The sequence below is a fragment of the Microbacterium sp. sgz311019 genome, from assembly GCF_056135325.1.
Genome location: NZ_JBWAXO010000001.1, coordinates 316,542 through 340,942, shown reverse-complemented (window position 1 = coordinate 340,942; position 24,401 = coordinate 316,542). Strand labels below are relative to the sequence as shown.

The 24,401-nt window shown below is 68.6% G+C and carries 22 protein-coding genes; 14 read left to right on the top strand and 8 right to left on the bottom strand.

Annotation, left to right across the window (positions count from 1 at the left end; genetic code table 11):
- Nucleotides 1-49 precede the first annotated feature (49 nt).
- Nucleotides 50-1,474: a type I glutamate--ammonia ligase gene (glnA, locus tag AC0NZN_RS01645; RefSeq protein ID WP_474590524.1), complete on the bottom strand. Its 1,425-nt coding sequence runs from the start codon at nucleotides 1,472-1,474 to the stop codon at nucleotides 50-52.
- Between the two features lie 130 nt (nucleotides 1,475-1,604).
- On the opposite strand from glnA, the gene AC0NZN_RS01640 reads away from it, so the two are divergent.
- Nucleotides 1,605-2,006 carry an RDD family protein gene (locus AC0NZN_RS01640; protein WP_474590523.1) on the top strand — a complete coding sequence of 134 codons (402 nt, stop codon included), beginning with the start codon at nucleotides 1,605-1,607 and terminating at the stop codon, nucleotides 2,004-2,006.
- A gap of 21 nt (nucleotides 2,007-2,027) precedes the next feature.
- Here the strand turns inward: AC0NZN_RS01640 and AC0NZN_RS01635 are convergent, their stop codons facing one another.
- Nucleotides 2,028-2,738: a DUF4191 domain-containing protein gene (locus tag AC0NZN_RS01635; protein WP_474590522.1), complete on the bottom strand. Its 711-nt coding sequence runs from the start codon at nucleotides 2,736-2,738 to the stop codon at nucleotides 2,028-2,030.
- 121 nt (nucleotides 2,739-2,859) lie between these two features.
- Between AC0NZN_RS01635 and AC0NZN_RS01630 the strand changes: the two genes are divergently transcribed.
- Entirely contained in the window at nucleotides 2,860-4,251 is a 1,392-nt protein-coding gene (locus tag AC0NZN_RS01630) for a hypothetical protein (protein ID WP_474590521.1), read from the top strand.
- A gap of 9 nt (nucleotides 4,252-4,260) precedes the next feature.
- Here AC0NZN_RS01630 and sucB read toward each other — a convergent pair whose 3' ends face one another.
- The 3 genes from sucB to AC0NZN_RS01615 all read right to left on the bottom strand — a co-directional run bounded on the left by sucB (nucleotide 4,261) and on the right by AC0NZN_RS01615 (nucleotide 7,190).
- On the bottom strand, nucleotides 4,261-6,000 hold the full coding sequence (sucB, locus tag AC0NZN_RS01625; protein WP_474590520.1) for a 2-oxoglutarate dehydrogenase, E2 component, dihydrolipoamide succinyltransferase: 1,740 nt from the start codon (nucleotides 5,998-6,000) through the stop codon (nucleotides 4,261-4,263).
- Nucleotides 6,001-6,148: 148 nt separating this feature from the next.
- Nucleotides 6,149-6,370: a Sec-independent protein translocase subunit TatA gene (tatA, locus tag AC0NZN_RS01620; RefSeq protein ID WP_474590519.1), complete on the bottom strand. Its 222-nt coding sequence runs from the start codon at nucleotides 6,368-6,370 to the stop codon at nucleotides 6,149-6,151.
- A gap of 52 nt (nucleotides 6,371-6,422) precedes the next feature.
- Nucleotides 6,423-7,190 (bottom strand): SDR family NAD(P)-dependent oxidoreductase, encoded by a 768-nt coding sequence (locus AC0NZN_RS01615; RefSeq protein WP_474590518.1) that lies wholly within the window; start codon nucleotides 7,188-7,190, stop codon nucleotides 6,423-6,425.
- 112 nt (nucleotides 7,191-7,302) lie between these two features.
- Here AC0NZN_RS01615 and AC0NZN_RS01610 point away from each other — a divergent pair, with 112 nt between their 5' ends.
- The 9 genes from AC0NZN_RS01610 (at nucleotide 7,303) to AC0NZN_RS01570 (ending at nucleotide 17,085) form a co-directional block, all read left to right on the top strand.
- On the top strand, nucleotides 7,303-8,124 hold the full coding sequence (locus AC0NZN_RS01610; protein WP_474590517.1) for a FadR/GntR family transcriptional regulator: 822 nt from the start codon (nucleotides 7,303-7,305) through the stop codon (nucleotides 8,122-8,124).
- 399 nt (nucleotides 8,125-8,523) lie between these two features.
- On the top strand, nucleotides 8,524-9,306 hold the full coding sequence (locus AC0NZN_RS01605; RefSeq protein ID WP_474590516.1) for an ATP-binding cassette domain-containing protein: 783 nt from the start codon (nucleotides 8,524-8,526) through the stop codon (nucleotides 9,304-9,306).
- The gene (locus tag AC0NZN_RS01600) at nucleotides 9,303-10,328 is read left to right on the top strand and encodes an ABC transporter permease (protein WP_474590515.1); all 1,026 of its coding nucleotides are present in this window, start codon (nucleotides 9,303-9,305) and stop codon (nucleotides 10,326-10,328) included. The genes AC0NZN_RS01605 and AC0NZN_RS01600 overlap by 4 nt, the downstream gene beginning before the upstream one ends.
- Nucleotides 10,329-10,395: 67 nt before the next feature.
- Nucleotides 10,396-11,466 (top strand): substrate-binding domain-containing protein, encoded by a 1,071-nt coding sequence (locus AC0NZN_RS01595; RefSeq protein ID WP_474590514.1) that lies wholly within the window; start codon nucleotides 10,396-10,398, stop codon nucleotides 11,464-11,466.
- 87 nt (nucleotides 11,467-11,553) lie between these two features.
- Nucleotides 11,554-12,756 (top strand): mandelate racemase/muconate lactonizing enzyme family protein, encoded by a 1,203-nt coding sequence (locus AC0NZN_RS01590; RefSeq protein WP_474590513.1) that lies wholly within the window; start codon nucleotides 11,554-11,556, stop codon nucleotides 12,754-12,756.
- A complete protein-coding gene (locus tag AC0NZN_RS01585) occupies nucleotides 12,753-13,817 on the top strand; it encodes a zinc-dependent alcohol dehydrogenase (protein ID WP_474590512.1) in 1,065 nt (354 codons plus the stop codon). The genes AC0NZN_RS01590 and AC0NZN_RS01585 overlap by 4 nt, the downstream gene beginning before the upstream one ends.
- On the top strand, nucleotides 13,814-14,671 hold the full coding sequence (locus AC0NZN_RS01580) for an SMP-30/gluconolactonase/LRE family protein (protein WP_474590511.1): 858 nt from the start codon (nucleotides 13,814-13,816) through the stop codon (nucleotides 14,669-14,671). The genes AC0NZN_RS01585 and AC0NZN_RS01580 overlap by 4 nt, the downstream gene beginning before the upstream one ends.
- A 38-nt stretch (nucleotides 14,672-14,709) precedes the next feature.
- Nucleotides 14,710-15,606 carry a fumarylacetoacetate hydrolase family protein gene (locus AC0NZN_RS01575; protein ID WP_474590510.1) on the top strand — a complete coding sequence of 299 codons (897 nt, stop codon included), beginning with the start codon at nucleotides 14,710-14,712 and terminating at the stop codon, nucleotides 15,604-15,606.
- A 36-nt stretch (nucleotides 15,607-15,642) separates the two neighbouring features.
- Entirely contained in the window at nucleotides 15,643-17,085 is a 1,443-nt protein-coding gene (locus AC0NZN_RS01570; protein ID WP_474590509.1) for an aldehyde dehydrogenase (NADP(+)), read from the top strand.
- Between the two features lie 102 nt (nucleotides 17,086-17,187).
- Here the strand turns inward: AC0NZN_RS01570 and lpdA are convergent, their stop codons facing one another.
- Both lpdA and AC0NZN_RS01560 read right to left on the bottom strand, forming a co-directional pair.
- Nucleotides 17,188-18,561 carry a dihydrolipoyl dehydrogenase gene (lpdA, locus tag AC0NZN_RS01565; protein WP_474590508.1) on the bottom strand — a complete coding sequence of 458 codons (1,374 nt, stop codon included), beginning with the start codon at nucleotides 18,559-18,561 and terminating at the stop codon, nucleotides 17,188-17,190.
- Nucleotides 18,558-20,051, bottom strand: coding sequence for a leucyl aminopeptidase (locus tag AC0NZN_RS01560; protein WP_474590507.1), 1,494 nt, complete (start codon nucleotides 20,049-20,051; stop codon nucleotides 18,558-18,560). Before AC0NZN_RS01560 ends, lpdA begins: the two co-directional genes overlap by 4 nt.
- An 87-nt stretch (nucleotides 20,052-20,138) precedes the next feature.
- On the opposite strand from AC0NZN_RS01560, the gene AC0NZN_RS01555 reads away from it, so the two are divergent.
- The 3 genes from AC0NZN_RS01555 (at nucleotide 20,139) to AC0NZN_RS01545 (ending at nucleotide 23,312) form a co-directional block, all read left to right on the top strand.
- Complete coding sequence (locus tag AC0NZN_RS01555) at nucleotides 20,139-21,056, top strand: proteasome assembly chaperone family protein (RefSeq protein WP_474590506.1); 918 nt, start codon at nucleotides 20,139-20,141, stop codon at nucleotides 21,054-21,056.
- Between the two features lie 226 nt (nucleotides 21,057-21,282).
- A complete protein-coding gene (locus tag AC0NZN_RS01550; RefSeq protein WP_474590505.1) occupies nucleotides 21,283-22,617 on the top strand; it encodes an RNA polymerase sigma factor in 1,335 nt (444 codons plus the stop codon).
- Complete coding sequence (locus AC0NZN_RS01545) at nucleotides 22,614-23,312, top strand: coenzyme F420-0:L-glutamate ligase (RefSeq protein ID WP_474590504.1); 699 nt, start codon at nucleotides 22,614-22,616, stop codon at nucleotides 23,310-23,312. The genes AC0NZN_RS01550 and AC0NZN_RS01545 overlap by 4 nt, the downstream gene beginning before the upstream one ends.
- 46 nt (nucleotides 23,313-23,358) lie before the next feature.
- Here AC0NZN_RS01545 and AC0NZN_RS01540 read toward each other — a convergent pair whose 3' ends face one another.
- Entirely contained in the window at nucleotides 23,359-24,381 is a 1,023-nt protein-coding gene (locus tag AC0NZN_RS01540; RefSeq protein WP_474590503.1) for a sugar-transfer associated ATP-grasp domain-containing protein, read from the bottom strand.
- Nucleotides 24,382-24,401: the final 20 nt, after the last annotated feature.

The window sequence follows — 24,401 nt, the reverse complement described above, 5'->3', positions numbered from 1 at the left end:
AAGAGCCCCCCGAGCGATGCTCGGAGGGCTCTCCACCCGCTGGAACGGGTCAGACGCCGTAGTACAGCTCGAACTCGAACGGGTGCGGACGCTGCGCGAGCGGCTGGATCTCGTTCTCGATCTTGTAGGCGATCCACGTGTCGATCAGATCATCCGTGAAGACGCCTCCGGCGATGAGGAACTCGCGGTCCGCGTCGAGCGCGTCGAGTGAGTCCTGCAGCGAGTTCGGCACCTGCGGGATGCTCTTCGCCTCCTCCGGGGGCAGCTCGTAGAGGTCCTTGTCGACCGGCTCGTGCGGCTCGATACGGTTCTTGATGCCGTCGAGGCCCGCCATGAGCTGGGCGGCGAACGCCAGGTAGGGGTTGCCCGAGGCATCCGGAGCACGGAACTCGATGCGCTTCGCCTTGGGGTTGGTGCCCGTGATCGGGATGCGGATCGCGGCCGACCGGTTGCCCGCCGAGTAGACGAGGTTGACCGGCGCCTCGAAGCCCTTCACCAGACGGTGGTAGCTGTTCAGCGTCGGGTTGGTGAACGCCAGCAGCGCCGGAGCGTGGGCGAGGATGCCGCCGATGTACCAGCGCGCGATGTCCGACAGCCCGCCGTAGCCCTTCTCGTCGTAGAACAGGGGCTTGCCCTCGCTCCACAGCGACTGGTGCGTGTGCATCCCCGAGCCGTTGTCGCCGAAGAGCGGCTTCGGCATGAACGTAGCCGTCTTGCCCCACTGCTCGGCCGTGTTCTTCACGATGTACTTGAACTTCAGGATGTCGTCCGCGGCGTGGACCATCGTGTCGAACTTGTAGTTGATCTCGCCCTGGCCGGCCGTGCCGACCTCGTGGTGCGAGCGCTCGACCTCAAGGCCGGCATCGATGAGCTTGAGGACGATGTCGTCGCGCAGGTCGGCGTGCTTGTCGACCGGCGAGACCGGGAAGTAGCCGCCCTTGAAAGGCGTCTTGTTCGCCAGGTTTCCGCCCTCCTCCTTGCGTCCCGAGTTCCAGGCGGCCTCGTCCGAGTCGACCTCGTAGAAGCTCTTGCCCTGACGCACCTCGTAGCGCACGTCGTCGAAGATGTAGAACTCCGCCTCGGGCGCGAAGAACGCCGTGTCGGCGATGCCCGTGGAGGCGAGGTACTTCTCTGCCTTCTTGGCGACCTGGCGCGGGTCCTTGCCGTAGATCTCGCCTGTGCGCGGGTTGTAGATGTCGAAGACCATGATGAGCGTGGTCTCCTCGCGGAACGGGTCGACGTACGCGGTGGTCACATCCGGGATGAGCTGCATGTCCGACTCGTGGATGCTGGCGAATCCGCGAATCGAGGAGCCGTCGAACAGCTGACCGACGGTGAAGAACTCCTCGTCGACAGTGGCCGCCGGGATGTTGAAGTGCTGCTGCACACCAGGGAGGTCGGTGAACCGGATGTCGAGGAACTTGACATCGTTATCCTTGATGAACTTCAGCACCTCGGATGAATCTTTGAACATGGAGTCTCCAGGATCGGGGTGCGGAACTCGCCTGCGAGGGGCAGGCCCTGACTGAAACTAGCCGTGGGGCGTTGCTCGTCAGTATCGCCCATGTTTCGGGCATGTTACACGGGCGCATTAGGCTCGAAGGATGGCCGACTCCGACATCACCAGCTCCTATCCCGGCGAGCGCCTCGGCCTTCCGGAGTCGGGGCCGGGAAGCGTCGGGCGTCTCGGACGTCGCATTGCCGCGATCGCGATCGACTGGGCATGCGCGGTCGTCGTGTCGCTGGCGTTCTTCCACTACGACGGCTTCGCCACGCTGACCATCTTCGCCATCGTGCAGATCGTCTTTATCCCGACGATCGGCGGCAGCCCGGGTCACCGCATCATGCGGATGCGCCTGCAACTCGCCCACGGCGGATGGCCGGGCCTCTGGCGGCCGCTCGTGCGTACGGCCCTGCTGTGCATCGTCATCCCGGCGGTCATCTGGGACGCTGACCACCGGGGCCTGCACGACAAGATCGCCGGCACGGTCCTCGTCAGGTCCTGATCGGCTGCGTGCCTGCGCGACTCACCGCGGGCGCGGCGCGCGGGCCTTCGTGGGGTCGATACCCTTCGGGATGGGCAGCGATGCCAGCGACTGCGACACGGAGTCGAGGCGCTTGATGACAGCGGCCTCCGTGCCGCGGTCGATCTTCTTGGGCAGCTTCTTGATCGTCTTCGCGAGCTGATCGATCGGCACCTCGCCTTCGCCGTGTCCCACGTAGAGGACCGTCACGGGCACGCCGGAGGCGACACGCTGGACCTTCGAGCGCTCATCGTTGATGAGGCGGGTCAGACGGCCCCGCGCGCCCTCGCCGACGATGGCGACACCACCGCGACCGACGGCGCGGTAGACCGCCTCCTGCGTCTTGGGGTTCACCCCGACCGGCATCTCGCTGCCCTGCCAGTTGCGGCCGAGCGACGTGGACAGGACCTGGCCGGCGGCACCCGGCATCCCGTCGATCTTGATGTACATGGCGCTGGTCGACAGTCGCGTGAGCGTCATCGTCGCGGCGAGGATGCCGAGCAGGAGACCGGTGACGCCCCACAGGGCGATGCTCCAGATCGCGACCGGCGGGATCAGGAATCCGATGAGCACGCCCACCCAGACCCCGACCACGAGAATCCCGGCGAGCAGCCACGGCAGCCACCGGAACTCCTTCTGCGTGAAGGTGTAGAGGGAGCGGATCTGAGAGAAGAATCCGGGACGCTTCTCGGCCGTGGTCGTGCGCGATGCCATAGCATCCAGCCTACCTTTCCGGCGGCTGCGGCGTTTCCTGCACAGTCGCGACCACGGCGTCGCATTCCCCCTGGCATCGGCCGCCCCGGGACGACCGCATCGCTCCGCCGAGACTGGGCGGGTGAGTGAGGAAGCGAAGGCGATGGATGCGGGCTACCACCCGATGCGTCAGGTGACCGCGGGGGAGTCGCCCTGGCCGGGGATGCTCGTTCGGGATGCCGACGGCGAGGGGCTGCTCCTCGTGGATGCGGCGGACCTCGACGGGTTCGCGGGCTGGGACGCCGACCCCGCCGGCCACGTCTTGGCTCCGATGGACATCGTGCGGCGCAGGGAGGGGCACGATCTCGTGCTGCCTGCCTGCTCCGAGCGTCTGGATGCGTTCCTCGCGAGACGCAGGGATCGGCGTGTTCCGCCGACGTCGGGGGAGCGTGTCACGATCGCGATCAGCCTGCTTCGCGGTCTCCGCGACGCCCACGAGCGGACGCCGGAGCCCCGCGGCAGCTGGTGGCTCACCGCCGACGGGCGCCCCGTGATCGCCCTCGCGGCGGGTCCCGACGCGGATGCCGTCGATAGCGCGTCGGCCGCCACGGCGCGTCTGATGAGTGCTCTGGGCGGCGGCGCCGAGGGTGGTCTCGGTCTGGTGCTGGCACGCGCGGCTGCGCGGTCGGAGCATCCGCGCGCGTTGGCACGCGAAGGCGACGAGCTCGAGGCTGAGCTGTTCGCCTGCGCGGTGCCGGAGCCGCTGGCGACAGCCGGTGCCGAGCCGGCCCGGGAGCCCGAGAGCCTGCGCGTCATGGACGAACTCGACGTGCAGGACCCGCAGGCCGAGCGCGCCGGTCTGCTGGCGCGGATCGCCCCGCTGGTGGATGCGGATCTGGCGGATGCCGTCTCACAGGTGCTGACGTCGGTCTGGCGGCGCTTCCACCGTGCAGGCGATGCCCCCGCAGTCCGACGACCGCGGCGGAACAAGCGCGGTCCGCTCCTGCTGGCCGGTGCTGCGGCAGCGGCTGTCGTCGGCATCGGGATGGCATGGCCGGGCGGCGCCCCGAGTCCCGCACAGGCTGGCGCGCCCGCACCATCCGGTTCGCCGAGTCCGGCCATCTCGCGTCTTCGCATCGAGACGTCGTCGACGCCGTCGCCGTCGCTCGGCGCGGTGCGGGAGGAACCGTCCGAGATCGTACGGGAGGTGGACAGACTGCTCACGAAGCGTTCGGCGTGCGCTGCAGACGAGACATGCCTCTCCGCCGTCCAGGAGGACCCGCGCCGAAGCTTCGCGCGCGGTGCTGCCGACCTCGGAAGCGGTGAGCGCCGCATCACTCTGCTGGATTCATTCGGGGGAGCGGCGGTCGCCATGGTCGCACCCGCCGCGAGCGGTCAGGGTGGGCGAGGCGCTGTCGCGCGCGAAGACGCAGACGCGCCCGCTGCCGAAGCAGCGGGCGCGCAGCTGGTGGTCGTCGTCCGGGACGGTGAGCGTTGGCTGATCCGCGACGTCTACGGTGCGGACCAGCCGTGAGTCATTCGCTCAGATGCCGAGATTGCCCTCGAACGCTGCGGCTTCAAGGCGGGCCTTGACGGCAGCGAGGTAACGGGCGGCATCCGCACCATCGACGATGCGGTGGTCGTAGGAGAGCGCTAGGAACACGTAAGAGCGGACCGAGATCGCATCCTTGCCGTCGACAGTGACCACACCCGGGCGCTTCACGACCGTGCCCGTGCCGAGGATGGCGGACTGAGGCAAGAAGACGACCGGCGTGTCGAAGAGCGCGCCGCGCGAACCCGTGTTGGTAAGCGTGAACGTGCCGCCGGCAAGCTCGTCGGGCTTCAGCTTGTTCTGACGGGTGCGCGCTGCGAGGTCGGCGATCTCGTGGGCGATGGCCGCGAGCGTCTTGGACGCGGGGTCGCGCAGGACCGGGGTGAGCAGGCCGCGCTCGGTGTCCACCGCAATGGAGAGGTTCTCGACGGCAGGGTAGACGATCTGATCGCCGTCCACCGTGGCGTTGATGACCGGGTACGCCTGGAGCGCCTCGGACGCGGCCAGCGCGAAGAACGGCAAGAACGACAGCTTGTCGCCGGTCTTGGCCAGGAAGTCGCCCTTCACCTTGTCGCGCAGGTTCGACAGCTTGGTGACATCGACCTCGACGACCGTCGTCAGCTGAGCTGTGCTCTGCATGGAGGCCACTGCACGTTCGGCCAGCACCTTTCGCAGCCGCGACATCGGCTGGGTCGTTCCGCGCAGCGGTGACACCTCGATGGGCGTGGGAGCCGCTGGTGCTGCTTCGGCCGAGGGCACGGCCGCGGGAGCGGCGGCAGCGGCGAGCACATCCTCCTTGCGGATGCGTCCACCGACACCTGTGCCCTTCACAGAGGCGAGGTCGATGCCCTGCTGCTGTGCGAGGCGGCGGACGAGGGGAGTGACGTAGGTCGGCCCTTCGTCGTCGGAAGCCGATAGCGATCCGGCCGAAGGGATGGCGGGCGCAGCCGGGGCGGCCGCTGCAGCAGCGGGCGCGGGCTGCGGCGTCGGCGCCGCCTGCGGTCGCGGAGCAGTCTGTGCGGGAGCCTCGGCTTGCGGGGCCGGGGCGGGCTCACTCTGCACAGACGGCGTCGGCGCGACGGGTGCCGGGGCTGCGGGTGCCGGGGCTGCGGGTGCGGCGCCGGCGGCTCCGATGCGCGCCAGCGGAGAGCCCACGGCGACCGTCTCGTCCTCGCCGACGAGGATCTCGGTCAAGGTGCCGGCGACAGGCGACGGAATCTCCGTGTCGACCTTGTCCGTCGAGATCTCGAGGAGCGGCTCATCCACTGCGACGTCGTCGCCGACCTGCTTGAGCCAGCGGGTGACCGTGCCCTCGGTGACGCTCTCCCCGAGCTCAGGAAGGACGACCTCCCGTGCGTCCGCACTCCCCGTGCCCGTTGCCTGCGGGGCCGCCGCGGTCTGCGGGGCCGGTGCCGCAGCCGGCTCGACAGCTGCCGCCGCCGGTGCGGGCTCGGCTGCCGCCTGAGGCTCTGCGGGAGCACTGGTGGTCCCGCTCCCGTCGCCGATGCGGGCGAGGATGGCGCCGACTTCGACTGTCTCGTCCTCCTGGACCAGAATCTCCTCGATCACACCGCCCACGGGCGACGGGATCTCGGTGTCGACCTTGTCTGTGGAGATCTCCAGCAATCCCTCGTCGGCGTCGACGGTGTCACCCACCTGCTTCAGCCAGCGGGTGACAGTCCCCTCGGTGACGCTCTCACCGAGCGCGGGAAGGACCACGGAAGTGCTCATGGGCTTGTCTCCTTCAGGATGCCGATGTCTTCTACCTTAGCCTCGATCCACGATGTGGCCCGAGGGCGGGGGGCGTTCTCCGACCGAGGGGGCCGAGGGGGTTCCGCAGGCTCTCCGAAGGCCATCTCGGCGACGTCGGCCGAGATGATCAGCGGCCCGGTTCGAATTCCTCGACGCGCGTAGCCGCCGTGGCCAGGTCCGTCGAGGCGCTCTCGACCCCATCGTGCTTCATCGCCCTCATCTCGCCTTTGAACACCCGCGCCGACTGGCCGACGCTCTTCGCGAGAGCCGGAAGCTTCGCCGCGCCGAACAGCAGCACGATGACGGCGAGGACGATCAGCAGGTGCCAGCCGTTCAGGTTGCCCAGCATGTTGCGCTCCTTCGGTATGTGGTCGGAAGTGTGGTCGACGAAGGGCCGGGCCTCAGTCGAATTGGTACAGCGAGCAGCCGCCGTCGACAGTGAGCACCGTTCCCGTCATGTACGTCGCGCGCTCTGATGCGAGGAAGCCGACGGCATCCCCGATCTGATCCGGCGTGCCCAACTCACCCATCGGTACGACCCGGGCGACGCGCGCGGCGTACTGCGGTTCGGTGTCGAGTTGGTGCTTCGCGAGGCCGGCTCTGACGATGCCCGGCGACACCGCGTTCGCGCGGACGCCCAGCGGCGCGAGCTCCCGCGCGAACGACTTCATGAGCATCTCCAGTCCGGCCTTCGACACGGAGTAGGCGCCCATTTCGGGCCAGGGGATCTGTCCGATCCACGACGAGGTGAACAGGAGCAATCCGCGCGTGCCGTCGGCGACCATCCGGCGCGCCGCCGGCTGCGCCGTGTTGAAGGCGCCGGTGAGATTGACGTCGATCTGCTTCCGCCAGTTCTCGGCAGTGATCTCGAGCACCGGAGCAGAGATCCCGACTCCGGCGTTCGCGACGGCGAGGTCGAGGTGGGGGAGCGATGCGAAGAGCGCTTCCATGGCGCCGCGGTCGACCACATCGGCCTGTACCGGCACCACTCGATCAGGAGCCACCTCAGCGTTGTCCGCGATCTCCGCCGCCGCCGCGGAGATCAGTGCTTCGTCGATCGCGTCGCAGACGTAGACGGTGAATCCGTCACGCGCGAGCCGCGTCGATATCGCTCGACCGATGTCTCCCGCGGCACCTGTGACCACAGCCACCCGGGTCCGAACCGACATGTGCAACTCCTTCGTCGCGGTCGATGCTACCAGACCAATGACATACCGGTATGACCGGTGTGTCCGCAATTTGGTCTGACCAGTCGGTCGGTGGCACGGCTATTCTGTGATCATGGCAGATCACGAGGGCACGGCGATCCCGTTGACGACGCAGGCGCTGCTCGACCGTCTCGAGTCCACGATCCTCACGAAGACCTGGGCTGTGGGGCAGCGTCTGCCCTCGGAGCGCCAGCTCGCCGACGAGTACCACGTGAGTCGTCCCGTCGTGCGTGAGAGCCTGCGCCGGCTGGAGGAGCGCGGACTGATCGTGATCCACCCCGGCCGCGGCAGCTTCGTGACCGAGATGAACCCGACCAAGGGCGGGACTTCCGTCGAACAGCTCGCCCACCTGGGCGACGTCACCTTCCGGCACCTGATCACCGCGCGGCGCATGCTCGAAAGTGAAGCCGCCGCTCTGGCCGCCGAGCATCGTACCGATGCCGACCTGGTGCGCATGTACGAGATCCTCGACGCACTCGACAGTGTCGAGGTCGCTGACAACATCGAGGTCTGCTCGGGACTCGACGTCGCGTTCCACGAGGCCGTCGCCGTCGCGTCGGGCAATCCGGTGATCCAGATGATGTTCGGCAACATCCGCAGTCTTGTCGTGGGAATGGTCTATCGCAGCATGACCGACAGGGCCGTCCGGCAGCACGGGGTGCCGATCCACCGGCACGTGCTGAATGCGGTGAAGGATCGCGACGTCGCCGCCGCGCGCCGCGCGATGGAGGAACACCTCGATCTCGCGTTGGATCAGTACGGCTCGGACCTCGATCGTCCGGTGGCGAGCGTGCTGAACGGAAGAGCGGAAGATCTCCCCGAGGTCGCCGATCTCCTGCGCCGCGTCGGTCGCTCGCTGGCCTCGCCGTACCGACCCGGTTCGGTTTCGCCGTAGCAGCGACCGCAGTCTCGGTCTGGAACTACCCGGTATGCGGCTCGACCGCCTGAGGCAGTTCGGATCCACACTCCTGCCCGGCTGACCGCGGTCAGGAGGATGGCGTCGCCACCGGCGTTTCCACGCGTTCTGGCAGTCAGCTGTGCGCGCCGCGCCGCACTGCGCCGCGCCGCACCGGCGCCGCACAAGGTCTTTGCGCTGAGCGCCTCGGGTCGCAGACGGGCAGCCGTCGGTCTGTCGATGCAGTGGCCGGGAACTGCAGGGAGCCCGGCCGGGCGATGTGTGCGCAGGCCGCGGATCGACGTGCGGCCGGCGAGGTAGGCGGAATCCAGCTTGACAACCTGTGGTGTCCTCGGGAGACTACCGGTAAGAGTGGTAAGACCAGTAAGGATCGTGACAGTGCCAATATTCGAACTTCGCAACGTGCGCAAGCGGTTCGGTGCGGTGGAAGCGCTGAAGGGCGTCTCGTTCTCGGTCGACGCGGGCGAGGTCGTCGGCCTGATGGGCGACAACGGTGCAGGCAAGTCGACCCTGATGAAGACGATCGCCGGCGTGAACAGGCCCGACGAGGGCGAGGTCTTTCTTCGCGGCGAGCAGGTCTCCTTCAGAAGCCCGCGGGACGCGAGCGACGCGGGTATCGCCACGGTCTATCAGGATCTCGCGCTCATCGACCAGCGTACGGTCGCCGAGAACGTCTTCCTCGGGCGCGAGCTGCGCAAGGGCCCCTTCCTCGACAAGAAGCGCATGCGCGTCGAAGCCCGGCAGGCGATCGACAAGCTCAGCATCCGAATCGCCTCAGTGCGGCTGTCCGTCGGCAGGATGTCGGGTGGTCAGCGCCAGTGCATCGCGATCGCGCGCGCAGTCCATCAGGGCGGCGATCTGGTGCTCCTGGACGAGCCGACCGCTGCGCTCGGTCCCGAGCAGCAGGCCAATGTGCTCGAGGTGATCCGCGACCTTCGTCGGCACGGCAAAGCCGTCGTCGTCGTCTCGCACAACGTGGATCACGTGCTGGCAGTGGCCGACCGCGTCGTCGTCATGCGCAATGGGCGTGTGCAGGGAGAGCGACGAGTGAGCGAGACCAGCGCTGCGGAGATCGTCGGCCTGATCCTGGGCGATACGGCGGCCGCGGTCCTCGACCCCACCCACCATCTGCCCGACCTGAACCAGGAGGACGCGAAGTGACGACGCTGGTCGACCCCAACACCGAGTCCATGAGGGCTGTTCCGTTCGTCGTCGACGACGGAGCGGGCTCCATCGTCGCGAGGATCGTCCGGGCGCGGGAGTTCGGCGTGGTCCTGGTCTGCGCCGCCTTCTTCACGATCTTCTCCGTGTTCGCGGACGGCTTCCTCTCCGCAGACAATCTTCTGACGATCATGCAGCAGGTCGCGATCCTCGGCGTCGTCGCGGTGGGCATGACCTACATCATGGTCGCCGGCGAGATCGACCTCTCCGTCGGGTCGATGTACGGCCTGCTCGGAATCGTCCTCGCACGACTGGTGACCGGAGTGGGTATTCCCGTGTGGGGTGCCCTCCTGATCGTGATCGTGTTGGGGATCCTCCTCGGCACGTTGAACGGCTGGGTCGCCGTGCGGTTCAAGATCCCGTCCTTCGTGGTCACGCTTGCGGGCCTCGTCATCTACAAGGGCGCCGGCCTCCTGCTCTCGGGCGGTCTCCCCGTGCTCGGGTCGAAGATCCCTGAGTTCAAGGCCGTCTTCGCCGGATTCCCGTTCCCCAACCTGTCGGCCCAGACCGTCTGGATGATCGTCGTCGTCGTCATCGGCGGGATCGTGCTCTCGCGCACCAAGTTCGGCAGCGACGTGTTCAGCACCGGCGGCAACCGCGAAGCCGCCCAGGGCGCGGGCATCAACACGGGCTTGATCAAGATCAAGGCGTTCGCCATCACGGGCGGCCTGTGCGGTCTCGCCGCCGTGATGACCGTCGCACTGCTCGGCAGCGCCACGCCGCTCGCAGGTCAGGGTCTCGAGCTCAGCGTCATCGCGGCGGTGGTGATCGGCGGCGCAAGCCTGTACGGCGGGATCGGCACTGTGTGGGGATCGTTCGTCGGCGCCGTCCTGACCGGCATGATCGCCAACGCCCTCGTCCTCTTCGGCGTGGACAGCAGCTGGCAGTTCATCGCCACCGGCTTCCTCATCCTCGGCGCAGTCCTCATCAACACGGCCGTGTCGAAGCGGGCGAGTCAGTAGCTCGATCCTGGACGCCCTCGCCGGCTCAACAGTCCCTCACAAACCCGTATCACCAATGGAGGAATACATGTCAGAGAACATCGCCCCCGAGGAGCCGAAGCGCGGATTCTCGCGCCGCGGGCTCCTGACCACCGCAGGCGCCGCCTCGATCCTCGGCGCGCTCACGCTCACCGGATGCACGAGTGAGAAGGCGCCGGCCGCGAGCGCGGCAGCCCTGGCGGGGAACGGCGCAGGGCCGCAGAAGGGCAAGAAGGTGATCATGGTCGTGCACGACACGAATCCGTTCTTCGCGCCCGTGAAGGCAGGGTTCGAGTCGTTCGCTGCAGCGGCCGGCTGGCAGGCCCAGTGGGTCGAGCCGAAGTCGAACGCGATCCCGGACGTCGTCGCGGCCCAGCAGAACGCGATATCGGCGAAGCCGGACGGCATCATCATGACGCGCATCGATCCGAGTGCCTTCAACGACAACATCGACAAGGCCAAGAGCAGCGGCATCAAGGTCGTCCTGTCGAACGTGGCGAGCGACGGCTATCAGGACCTCGGTGTCGGCTTCGTCGGCCAGGAGTTCGTCGCTGCCGGCAGCATCTGCGGTCAGGAGATCGCGAAGTACGCGCACACCAAGCTGGGGCGCAAGGACGGCACCATCGTGTGCGGCAACGGTGCTCCCGGCAACTCGGCGCTCGAGCAGCGCATCCAAGGCACCAAGCAGGGTGTCGAGGCGTACAACAAGGCCAATGGCACCAGTTTCACCGCCGAGAGCTTCGTCAGCTCGTTCGACGCGAACGAGGCCATCGGCAAGATCTCCGCGAAGTACACCGCGGACGGGGACAAGATCGTCGGCTGGGCGATGTCGGCGTTCGATCACCAGTACGTGGCCCAGTGGGCCCAGCAGAAGAACCTCGTGGGCAAGTTCGCGGTCGGCGGATTCGACCTCATCAAGCCGGTGCTCGATCTCATTCAGAGCGGCGACATTGACTTCTCGCTCGGTCAGAACCCCTATGCGCAGGGCTGGATCGCCGGAGCGCTGCTGGCGATGGAGATCAACCCCGGCTACCCGGCGTTCACCTACGACACCGGCGCCGAGATCGTCGACGCGTCGAACATCAAGGACGTGCAGAAGCGCGAAGCCGCGTTCGCGTAGTCGGCACTTGCTCCCGGTTCCGGGTGGGCGGGCCCCAGCCGCTCACCCGGAACCACGTCCGCGTCCGCCTCTTCCACGGGATACTCAGTGAAAATCATTGCCATCGACACCTTCCGGCCGGCCGCCCAGGAGAGCGTGTGCTTCGTTCAGCTGCACACCGACTCCGGTCTGATCGGCCTCGGCGAGGCGTTCATGGGGGCTTCCGGCGTCGAGTCGTACATCCACGACGTCGCTGCCGCGAAGCTTCGCCGCATCGACGACCCGACTCCGGAACGTGTCGCTGCCCTTCTGCTGCCCTACGTCGGCTACCAGGGATCCGGCGCGGAGACACGGGGCAACGGCGCCATCGACGTCGCCCTGTGGGACATCCTGGGACAGCGCGCCGGGCTGCCCTTGGTCGACCTGTTCGGCGGCGCAGCGCGCGACCAGATCGATGTGTACAACACGTGCGCCGGCCCGGGCTACGTGTCGAACGGCGTCGGACAGAGCATCTCCAACTGGGGCCTTCCCGCGCGCGGCGCGGCCGACGCACTCCAGGACCTCGACGCCTTCTTCAACCGTCCAGCCGAACTCGCCCGGGATCTCAAGGCCAGCGGCGTCAAAGGCATGAAGATCTGGCCGTTCGATCTCGCGGCCGAGCGCAGCGGCGGTCTCGAGATCACGGCGGCTGAGATGCGTGCAGCACTGGACATCGTGGAAGCGGTCCGCAGCGAGGTCGGCATGGACCTGCACCTCATGATCGAGCTGCACGGTCTCTGGTATCCCCGCGCCGCTCGGCAGATCATGCGCGAACTGGAGCCGTACCGCCCGTTCTGGGTCGAAGACCCACTTCGCGTCGATGCCGTCGACGCGATGATCCGCCTGCGTGGCGACGTGGATGTCCCTGTCGCTCTCGGCGAGACGGGAACGGGGCGCCGTGGTCTCCTGCCTCTCATCTCCCAGGGTGCTCTGGACGTGCTCACCCTCGATATCGGCTGGACGGGAGGGATCACGGAGGCGCGGAAGCTTGCTTCGCTCGCAGACACGTACCTGACCCCGATCGCCCCCCACGACTGCACAGGACCGGTGTCGCTCGCGATCGACACGCATCTGGTCTGCTCTGCGCCGAACGGCCTCATCCAGGAGACTGCGCGTGCGTTCCTCGCGACCTGGTACCCCGAATTCACCACGGGCTATCCTGAGCCCGTGGATGGGGTGATCCGCCCGACGCGGGCTCCGGGTCACGGGGTGAAGCTGCGACCCGAATTCGTCACGCGCGCGGACGTCACCCGCCGCACCACCACACTGTGAACGACACCATGCGCGCTGCGCGGTTCCACGGCCGCGGTGACGTCCGCATCGAATCGGTGCCGAAGCCCGTACCGGGACCGGGCGAGGTGCTCGTCGACGTCGAGTACTGCGGGATCTGCGGCACGGACGTCGAGGAGTTCCGCCAGGGACCGCTCGTGGTCAACGTCGAACCGCACCCGATGACGGGGACGAAGGCACCGCTTGCGCTCGGGCACGAGGTGGTCGGCATCGTGGTCGCACACGGGCCGGGAGTGGATCCCGCACGCGTCCCCGTGGGCACCCGTGTGATCCCCGACGTCGTCTTGGGCTGTGGCGAGTGCTGGTGGTGCGCGCGCCACGAGGAGAGCATCTGCGAGCGTCAGGCGGTGCGAGGATTCAACCTCGATGGAGGCCTCGCCGAGTTCATGATCGCCACGGAGGCGACGCTCGTCGTCGTACCGCCGTCCGTGGATGCCGCTCGTGCGGCCTTCGCCGAGCCGGTCGCGGTCGCCGTGCGCGCGGTGCGCGCGGCAGGCGACCTCGGAGAGGGTTCGGTCGTCGCCGTGATCGGCGCGGGAACCATCGGGCTTCTCATCGCACAGGTGGCGCGGACAGCGGGCGCGGTGGTGATCTGCTCCGAGGCATCCGAGGCCCGCATCGCGGTGGCGCAGGGAGCAGGCTTCCAGACAGACACGCCGGACCGATTCGGTCCGCTGCTGCACCGCATCTCGGACGGGCGCGGAGCGGATGTGGTCTTCGAGTGCACAGGGTTGGGCCGGGTGGTCACCGCATCGATGGACCTCGTGCGCCGCGGCGGCACCCAGGTGCAGGTCGGGATCTCGGGCGGGACCGCGGGGATCGACATCGCCCCCTTCGTCCTCGGAGAGAAGCGACTCGTCGGCACAGCAGCGCACCTGTGGGACCTCGACGTGGCGCCCGCGGTGCAGCTCATCGCTTCGGGAGTGGTCGACGTCTCGGTCCTGCCGACGCATGTCGTGCCTCTCGACGACGCCGCGACGGTGCTCGCGCACCCTGACCCGTCGATCTACAAGCAGCTGATCAGCCCAAGGGAGCACTCGTGAAGACCTATACCGCCGATGTCGCCCTCGCGGCCGCCGCGGAGGTCGGCGAAGGTCCCTGCTGGGATGCCGCGACCGGGCGGCTGATCTGGGTCGACATCCTGTCGCACGCGGTGCACGCCTTCGACCCGGTCACCGGTGCGGACACCGCTGTGGATGTCGGCGCGGATGTCGGCGCCGCGCTCCCGACCACCGACGGGTCGCTCATCCTCGCCCTCCCCAACGGGCTCGCCCGCCTCCGCGACGAGGTGGTGACGCACATCGTCGACATCGAGGCCGACCTTCCCGGAAACCGGTTCAACGATGCGAAGGTCGACCCCCGCGGGCGCCTGTACGCCGACACCATGCGGTACGACCTCGCTCCCGGCCAGGCGGGGCTCTACCGCTACGACGGGGTCGAAGTCACGACCGTCGCAGCAGAGGTCGGACTCGGCAACGGCCTTGGCTGGAGCCCCGATGGCGCCGTCATGTACTTCACCGACAGCCTCACGAACCGAGTAGACCGATTCGACTACGACGTCGCAACCGGCGCTGCGACCGGTCGGCGTCCGTTCATCCAGTTCGATCTCCAGCCCGGGCAATTGCCCGACGGACTGTGCGTGGACGACGAAGGATGCCTGTGGGTCGCGATGTTCGGCTGCGGCGAAGTGCGGCGCGTGAGCCCCGACGGAGACGTGATCGCCGTCGTGTCCTTCCCGGCTTCGCAGATCACCAGCTGCGCTTTCGGGCCCCGCGGTGTCCTCTTCGTGACGTCAGCCGCGATGGGCCTCCGCGACCGCGAAGCTCTCGGCGGGGCTCTGTTCGCGGTGACCACCGACACCACGGGGCGCCCAGCGACCCCGTTCCGCTGGGCCTGACGCGCCCACCGCACCCGACCCTCGACCAGGAGACACGCATGCCCGAGAACCTCGACCCCATCGCCGCGCCGGCCACCTCGATCTTCCGCACCGATACGGGAGTCGTCCTCCGTCGACCGGACGGAGATGCCGCACTCGCCGCAACGATGGCGGAGGTGCTCTCGTGGAGCGGCACCGAGCTGGCCGCCCGCGTCGCCGAGGCATCCGTCCCCACGACGTTCGCCCAGCGGATGCCGTTGCTCGACGGCCGGGGCGAGGTGTGGGCGGCCGGGGTCACCTACGAGCGCTCCCGCGATGCGCGTATGGAGGAGAGCGAGACGGCGGCATCCGTCTACGACCGCATCTACGACGCGGATCGTCCCGAGCTGTTCTTCAAAGGCGCTGCGTGGCGGGTGGTCGGCAGTGAGGGGACGATCCTGGTGCGCGCCGACTCGGAGATCGACGTGCCGGAGCCGGAGCTCGCTCTCGTGCTGAACTCGGGGGGCGAGATCGTCGGCTACACGATCTGCGACGACGTGAGCTCACGGAGCATCGAGGGCGAGAATCCGCTGTACCTGCCGCAGGCGAAGGCATATGCGGGAGCGTGTGCGGTCGCGTCATGGTTCGTGCCCGCAAGCGACGTGGCCGACCCCACGGATCTTGTCATCCAGCTCGTGATCGAACGCAACGGCCAGGCCGAGTGGACGGGGCGGACCTCGACGAGCCTGCTGCACCGCTCGCTTCCCGATCTCGCCGATTTCCTGTTCCGAGAGAACGTGTTCCCCGACGGCGCCGTGCTCGCCACCGGGACCTGCCTCGTCCCCGATCTTCCGTTCACGCTCGAGCACGGCGACGTCGTGCGCGTCGGAATCGAGTCGCTCGGCGAGCTGCGCAATCATGTGCAGCGCGGATTCGGCGCCGGAATCGTGCAGGTCTCCCGCGACCTCGCCGCCTGAGCCCCTCGACATCTCATCGACCTGAGGAAAGACGACGTGACCACGACATCCACAGCCCAGGACGTCACCGCACAGGTGGATGCCGCCGTCCGGGCGTTCGATCGACTCCGGCGCATGCATGCCACCGAGCGCGCGGTGCTCCTGGACGCGATCGCTGCCGCCCTCGAGGCGAATGCGGCGACTCTCGTCCCCCTCGCCCACGAGGAGTCGCACCTTCCGCTCGCACGGCTGACGGGTGAACTCGGCCGGACGACGTACCAGCTGCGGTCGTTCGCGGAGCTCCTGCGCGCGGGAGACTTCTCCGAGGCGATAATCGACCGCGCGAAATCCGAGACGCCCCTCGGGCCGACCCCGGACCTGCGCCGGCACCTCATTCCTCTCGGTCCGGTGGCGATGTATTCGGCGAGCAACTTCCCGTTCGCGTTCAGCGTCGCGGGCGGCGACACCGCCTCGGCTCTGGCTGCGGGCTGTCCCGTGATCGTCAAGGCGCACTCGGGTCACCCCGAGCTGTCGGCGGCCACCGTCGCCGTCGTGCAGGAGGCGCTCCGCTCGGCGGGCGCGCCGATCGGCACGCTGGGCGTGGTGTTCGGGCAGCAGGCGGGCGTCCTCCTGCTGAAGGATCCGCGGGTCGCTGCGGGGGCTTTCACCGGTTCGACCTGGGCCGGACGGGCGCTCTTCGACGTGGCCGCGGCACGTCCGCGACCCATTCCGTTCTACGGAGAGCTCGGCAGCGTCAACCCCGTGATCGTGTCCCGCGAGGCGTCCGCGGCCGGTGCCGACGCGATCGCGGTCGGTCTGGCGGGGTCCTTCACACTCGGGGGCGGGCAATTCTGCACGAAGCCGGGTGTCGTCTTCGTGCCCGAGGGCTCGATGATTCCCGCGCTCGCCCGGAACGCGCTGGCGGATGGCCCGGCGCAGGCGCTGCTCAACGACCGCATCACCGATGCCTACGCGGAGGCGGAATCGCATTTCCACGGAGTCCCCGGCGTCGACACCCTCGTCCTCGGTGCGGTGACGGAGAGGGGCGTGACGCCGAGCCTCTTCCGCAGCTCGCTCGAGAACCTGTTGGCACACCGGGAAACACTCCTCGAGGAGCGTTTCGGGCCCAGCGCCATCCTCGTCGAATACCCGGACAGCGCGGCGCTCGCCACGCTGCTCGACCCGTTCGAGGGCAGCCTGACGGTGACGATCCATGCCGTCGGCATCGACGACGCGGGCATCGCCGACGCGCTCGATCAGGCCACCCTCATCGCCGGTCGCGTCGTCTGGAACGGCTGGCCCACCGGTGTCGCGGTATCGCCGGCGATGACCCACGGCGGCCCGTATCCGTCCTCCTCGAATGCCCTGCACACGTCGGTCGGCGTCACCGCCATCCGGCGCTTCCAGCGTCCCGTGTCATACCAGAACGTGCCGGACCCGGCGCTGCCTGCCGCGCTTCGCGATGGGAACCCGCTGGGGCTCGTGCGCACCGAGGTCTGAGCGCTCACGCCGTCCTGGGCCACCACGGCAGCGGTCTCCGGGCGTCGCAATGACAGGGTCGCCTCGCTCCCGGCGGAGTGAGGCGACCCCGCACCGCCGGCATCAGGACGCGTGGAGGGGCTTGCCCGCGAGCGCGAGGAACGCTTCGCCGAGTGCTTCGCTCTGCGTCGGGTGCGCGTGGATGAAGGGCGCGATGTCCTCGGGATGCGCCTCCCAGCCGACGGCCAGCTGGCCCTCGGTGAGGAGTTCGCCGACCCGATCGCCGAGAAGGTGGACGCCGATGATGGGGCCGTCCTTCAGCCGGACGACCTTGACGAGGCCGGCGGTGCCGATGATCTCGCTCTTCCCGTTGCCCGCCAGGTTGTACTCGAAGGCGACGATCCGCTCCGCGCCGTGCTCGGCCGCGGCCTTCGCCTCGGTGAGCCCCACCGATGCGACTTCGGGGCTCGAGTACGTGATCTTCGGGATGAGCGTCTCCGGCACGATGATCGGGTGCAGGCCCGCGATCTCCTCGGCGACGAAGATGCCCTGCTGGAAGCCCCGGTGCGCGAGCTGCAGACCCGGGACGATGTCGCCGACCGCCCACACGCCCGGGAGGTTCGTCCGCAGACGTTCGTCGGTGATGACGAAGCCGCGCTCCATCGTCACGCCGGACTCGGCGAAGCCCGTGCCGTCGGTTGCGGGGCCGCGACCCACCGCGACGAGGAGGTAGTCGGCCTCGAACGTCTTTCCGTCCTCGAGCGTGACGGTGACGGCATCCTCCGTCTGCGTGGCCGACGCGAACCGCACACCGAGGGATGACGCGATGCCGCGCTTGCGGAACGCGCGCTCGAGGCCCTTGCTGAGCGCGAGGTCCTCGTTGGGCACCAGGTGGTCCAGCGCCTCGACGATCGTGACCTCGGCGCCGAACGAGCGCCAGACGCTCGCGAACTCCACGCCGATGACGCCGCCGCCGAGGATGACGACACGCGCCGGGATCTCCGCGAGTTCGAGCGCCTGCTCGCTCGCGAGGATGCGCCCGCCGATCTCGAGACCGGGGAGGCTGCGGCTGTACGAGCCGGTGGCGAGGATCACGTCGGTGCCGCGGAAGACGTCGTCGCCGACGCGGACCGAGCGGTCGGACTGGAGGACGCCCGTGCCGTGGACGGTGGTGATGCCACGAGATCTGACCAGCCCCTCGAGGCCTTTGAACTTCTTGGCGACGATGCCTTCGCGGTAGGCGCGGAGCGCCTCGGGGTCGACGCCGTCGAACGTGGCACGAACGCCCACGTGCGAGGCGCTCCTGGTGTGGTCGGCGACCTCCGCCGCGTGCAGCAGCGCCTTCGTCGGGATGCAGCCGCGATGAAGGCAGGTGCCGCCGACCTTGTCCTTCTCGATCAGGGCGACGGACTTGCCGAGCTCGGCGGCGCGCAGCGCGGCGGCGTATCCGCCGCTCCCGCCGCCCAGGATGACGATGTCGAAGGTCTGCTCGGTCATGCCGCGTCCTCTCCCTTGAGGAGGGCGATGAGCGATCGCACGCTCGCCCCCGTCGGTCCCTTGCCGGTGAACCCGTATGCCGAGCCCTTGTCGTTGTCGCCGCTGCCGGCGATGTCCAGATGCACCCACGGGATGCGCGGCGCATCCTCGGCGTCCGAGGTGCGCCCGACGAAGCGTCGCAGGAACAGCCCTGCGAAGAGCGATCCGCCCGCCGGCTCGCCGATCTTCGCGTTGCGGAGGTCGGCGATCTGGGAGTCCAGCTCGTCCTCCATGTGGTCGGGCAGCGGCAGGGGCCAGGCGAGCTCGCCGGCGCTGCGCGCTGCCGCGAGGTACTCGGCGACGGCGTCGTCCTCGCCCATGACACCCGTATGGCGCGTGCCGAGGGCGACGAGGATCGCACCCGTGAGGGTCGCGACGTCGATGAGCAGGTCCGGGTGCTCCCGGCCGGCGGCGACGAGTCCGTCGGCCAGAACGAGCCGGCCTTCGGCGTCGGTGTTGAGAACTTCGATGCTCGTCCCGTCGAGTGCCCGCAGCACGTCGCCCGGGCGGATGGCGCGACCCGACGGCATGTTGTCGGCGACGCACATCCATCCGGTCACGTGGACGGGCAGCCGCAGTTCGGCGGCCGCGCGGACGACCGCCAGCACCGTCGCGGCGCCGCACATGTCGTACTTCATGCCCACCATGGATGCCGGCGATTTGAGCGACAGGCCGCCGGTGTCGAACGTGATCCCTTTGCCGACGATCGCGACGTGGCGTTGCGCGTTCGCGGGCGCGTAGTCGAGGCGCACGAGGCGCGGCGGTCGATCCGATCCCTGGCCGACGCCGAGGATCCCCCCGTAGCCCTGCTCTGCCAGAGCGATCTCATCGAGGACGGTGACCTCGACCGGCAGGTCGGCGATCTCGGCGACGGCGCGGTCGGCCAGCTGCGCGGGCGAGAGCCACTCGGCCGGCGTGCTGCCGAGGTCCTTCACGAGCGCCACTGCGGATGCTGCGGCGGTGGCGGTCGTGAGCCCCGGGTCATCGAGATCGGTTCCGTGCAGCACCACTCGGGACGCGCGGCGAGAAGGCTCTGACGTCTTGTAGTCCGCGAACGCGTAGCCTCCGAGCGCGGCTCCCTCCGCGGCGGCTGCGCCGTGCGCACCGTCCCAGAGGGGGAGCGTGACCGCGACGCTCTCGAAACCGGTGAGCTGACGGATGCCGGCGCCCACCGCATCCCGGATCGCATCCCGGTCAGGGGACGCACCTGTGCCGACGACGGCGAGCGGCTTCGTCGTGACGTCCGGGAGCGGCACGCGCACGAGGGCGCCGTTCGCGCCGGTGAAGCCCACGGCGCGCAGGACGCCTGCCAGCCCGGGCCAGTCGGGGACCTCCAGAGGGTCCGCATCCTCGCGGTCCGGTTCGGTCAGAGGAGGAAGGGCGATGAGTATCGCGTCGGCTTCGGAGTCGCGGATCGGCGCGCTCGAGCGCGCGAGCTCGGGAAACGGCATGGGCTCCATCCTAGGGACGTGCCAGGGGTCTGTTCGCTGTCAGCGGCACAGGGCGCTTGCGGTGCGAGCGGCTCGTAGAGTGGATGCATGCCGTTCTCCCTGCCGCTCTACGAGTGGTCGACGTCTGCGCCGCCGGTGGCCTCCGGACTGCCGCTCGTCATCGCGCTGACGGGGTTCACGGATGCGGGCGGGGCCGTCTCCGGTCTCATCGACTACATGCGCGACGAGCTGACGTCGCGCGAGCTCGCGACGTTCGAGAACGACATCCTCCTCGATTACCGCGCCCGCCGGCCGCTCGTCACGTTCGATGAGGACCATCTCACGGACTGGACCCCGCAGCGGCTCGAGCTCACGCTCACCTCCGACACGCTCGGACAGCCGTTCCTCCTGCTCGCCGGGTACGAGCCCGACTTCGCGTGGAATGCGTTCGCCGACGCGATCGTGTCGCTGGCCGCCAATCTCGCGGTGTCGTCGGTCACATGGGTGCACGCCATCCCGATGCCCGTGCCCCACACGCGGCCCGTGCCGACGACTGTCAGCGGCACGCGCGACGAGCTGACGGCGGCGCACTCCGTGTGGCGGCCGCGCACCCAGGTGCCAGGAACCGTCGCGCATCTGCTCGAACTCCGGATGGCGGATGCGGGTCTCCCGGTCGCCGGCTTCGCCCTCCTGGTGCCGCACTACCTGGCGGACTCCGAGTACCCGGCGGCGGTGCTCGCTGCGCTGGACAGCATCGCGGTGGCGACGGGACGGGTGTTCGCCGGCGACGATCTGCGCGACCAGAACCGCGAGTACCTCGACAAGGTCACAGAGCAGGTGTCCGGCAACGACGAGCTGACGGGCATGCTCCAGGGCCTCGAGGAGCGATACGACTCGTACATGGCCGGATCGACCCAGGCCACGCCCATCATCCACACGGGCGACCTGCCGAGCGCGGACGAACTGGCCGCCGAATTGGAGCGCTTCCTGGCGAACCGACCGAGCGACGACGACAAACGGGGCTGAGGCATCCGTCCGCCCAGTGGAATACGACGGGCGTGGTGCCGTTGTATCAAGGGTGCAAGGTCGCGCCTCGTCCGTGAGGCCGGCGGGGTATGCGACAATAGAGCACCTGACCCGTTGTCTGCGGGCGTTCGAGGCATTCTCGGCCGCTCCGACTTGACAAGGGTCTTACTAGTGTCCGAAACGAACCGGCGCCGCGAGGTCGGCTCGTACCGGTGAAAGGCGAGACGTGACCGCAGCGAAGACCAAGACCCGCGCGCAGGACGCCGAGACCGAGGAGACCCCCGAGACAGAGGCGAAGGCCCCGGCCAAGCGCACGACGGCGCGCAAGCCGGCGGCGAAGACCGCGAAGGCGCCGGCCAAGGCCGCGCCGAAGCGCAAGGCGAAGTCCGACGAGGACGAGGAACAGCTCGACGACGAAGAGCTGGATGCCGACGACCTCGCCGTGGACATCGCGACCGATGACTCCGCGGATGCGGAGGGCGACGTCGAGGAGGCCCCGGCGGCGGCCAAGGAGGAGTCCGACGACGAGGACGACGAGGATGGACCTGCCAAGCCCGCCTTCTCGGAGCCGTTGCCGACCGGCGCCATCGTCATCTCGTCGAGCGACGACGAGGATGTGCCGGTCTACTCCGCCCAGATCACGGGTGCCACGGCCGACCCCGTCAAGGACTACCTGAAGCAGATCGGCAAGGTCGCACTCCTGAATGCGGCCGAAGAGGTCGAGCTCGCGATGCGCATCGAGGCGGGTCTGTTCGCCGAGGAGAAACTGTCGCACATGTCGGCGGCGGAGAAGTCGTCGCAGCTCGGACTCGATCTGCAGTGGGTGGCCCGCGACGGCCAGCGCGCCAAGAGCCATCTGCTCGGTGCCAACCTCCGACTCGTCGTGTCGCTCGCCAAGCGCTACACGGGCCGCGGGATGCAGTTCCTGGATCTCATTCAGGAGGGGAACCTCGGCCTCATCCGCGCGGTCGAGAAGTTCGACTACACAAAGGGCTTCAAGTTCTCGACCTATGCCACGTGGTGGATCCGCCAGGCGATCACCCGGGCGATGGCCGACCAGGCGCGCACCATCCGCATCCCGGTGCACATGGTCGAGGTCATCAACAAGCTCGCCCGTGTCCAGCGCCAGATGCTGCAGGACCTGGGCCGCGAGCCCACGCCGGAGGAGCTCAGCCGCGAGCTGGACATGACCCCCGAGAAGGTCATCGAGGTGCAGAAGTACGGCCGTGAGCCGATCTCGCTGCACACCCCGCTCGGAGAGGACGGCGACAGCGAGTTCGGCGACCTGATCGAGGACACCGAGGCCGTCGTCCCGGCGGATGCGGTGGGCTTCACGATGCTCCAGCGTCAGCTCGAGTCGCTGCTCGACTCCCTGAGCGAGCGCGAGGCGGGGGTGATCCGGATGCGGTTCGGCCTCGGAGACGGGCAGCCCAAGACGCTCGACCAGATCGGCGACACGTTCGGCGTGACGCGCGAGCGGATCCGCCAGATCGAGTCGAAGACGATGGCGAAGCTCCGCCACCCGTCCCGTTCGCAGTCGCTGCGGGATTACCTCGAGTGAGCGACGAGGCCAACGAGGGCAAGGCGCTCACCGCGACTCTGGACGGGACCGAGTATGCACGGGTCCCGATCCGGACGCGCGTCGTCATGCCCGGCGATGATCTCGACGCGTTCGTGCGCGAGTACGCCGACGGCAAGCTGCAGGGCGGCGACATCCTCTTCGTGACGGAGAAGATCGTGGCGATCACGCAGGGCAGGTCGTACCTCGTGGAGGAGATCAAGCCGCGCAGGCTCGCCTACTTCCTCTCGAAGTATGTGACTCGCACGCCTCACGGCATCGGGCTCGGCATGCCCGAGACGATGGAGATGGCCCTGCGCGAGTGCGGCACTCTCCGCATCCTCTTCGCGTCCGCCGTGGCGGCCGTGACCAAGGCGTTCGGGCGCAAGGGCGATTTCTACCGCATCGCGGGCGACAAGGCCCGCGCGATCGACGGGCCGACCAGCGGCACGATCCCGCCTTACAACAAGGCTGTGGTTCTCGGCCCGGAGCGCCCTCGCGAGGTCGCACAGCGCCTGCAGGCGCTGCTCGGCGGCGTCGCGGACGTGGCGGTGGTCGACATCAACGACCTCGGCGGCAACATCCTCGGGTCGACGCTCGACAAGGCGGGGGAGAAGCGCCTCGTCGCGATCCTGAAGGACAACCCGCTGGGCCAGGGGCACCAGTCGACTCCGCTCGGCATCGTCCGTCCCGCCTGAAGCCCACAGAGAACGCCCCCGGCTTCCCGCCGGGGGTGTTGTCGTCTCAGAACCCGATCGCCTCGCGGTAGCGGGGCTTGTTGCCGGTGCGGATGCCGGTCACGCTCGGCTTGTTCTCGTACACGCCGGCACCCCAGTTGCCCTCTACGAGCACGGGTCCGTCGGGAGTGACGACGATGTCCCATCCGACGTACTGCATCTGCGGGACGACCCGCGCGACCTGGTCGACGAACGCCTTGACGTCCTCGACCATCGGCAGCTGGAAATCGGCGATCCGGAAGCCGGAGTCCGGGTGGTACTCGTGCACGTGGGCGTGCGAGTCGTAGCCGGCGCCCATGGCGTGCCCGTTCTCGTCGAGCATCGTGTAGAAGCCGCCGAACGTCATCTGGTCGCTGACGGCGCCGCGGCCGAACTTCTGTGCCATCGCGAGGATGTGCGTCTGGTCGCCGTCGAAGAACGCCGTCACGCGGGTCGTGTTGACCGTGCCCGGGCACACCGCGGCGAGGTCGGCGTGTTGCACGATGACCTCCTCGATGAGGATCTCGCCTCGTTCGAGGAGACCGCGATGGAAGCCGTCCCAGTCCTCGACGTCCGCCGCGTGGTAGCGGTGCACGCCCGTTCCCGCCTGGCCCACCGGCTCCTTCGTCACGATCGTGCCCTGGCTCTCGGTGAAGGCGCGCACCTCGTCCGCGTTGCCTTCCGCGACGACCATCCACTCGCGCTTCAGGTAGTCGGTGAAGACGCGGTCGAAGGCGACCTTGTCGTGGAACAGATGGCGGAACGCAGGGTCGTCGTAGCGCTGCGACAGCTGATTCGAGACGGGATGGGTCATGTAGGTCGCGCGCTCGTCGCGGCTCAGGATGGCGAAGTCGAAGTCGATGTAGTCCTGGAAGCCCACGTTCCGGAAGCCTGCCTGCCAGAGCATGTCGGCGATGACGGCTGGGGTCCACTTGCCATGCTGCTCGGAGGCCTCCTTCGCGCGCTCCACGACCGATCCGACGTCGATGCGACGGGCGCGAGCGGCGAGGTAGCGGAGGCGGGGGGTGAGGCCGAGGCCGTTCTGAGGCAAGTCGTACTCCGGGTCGGGCG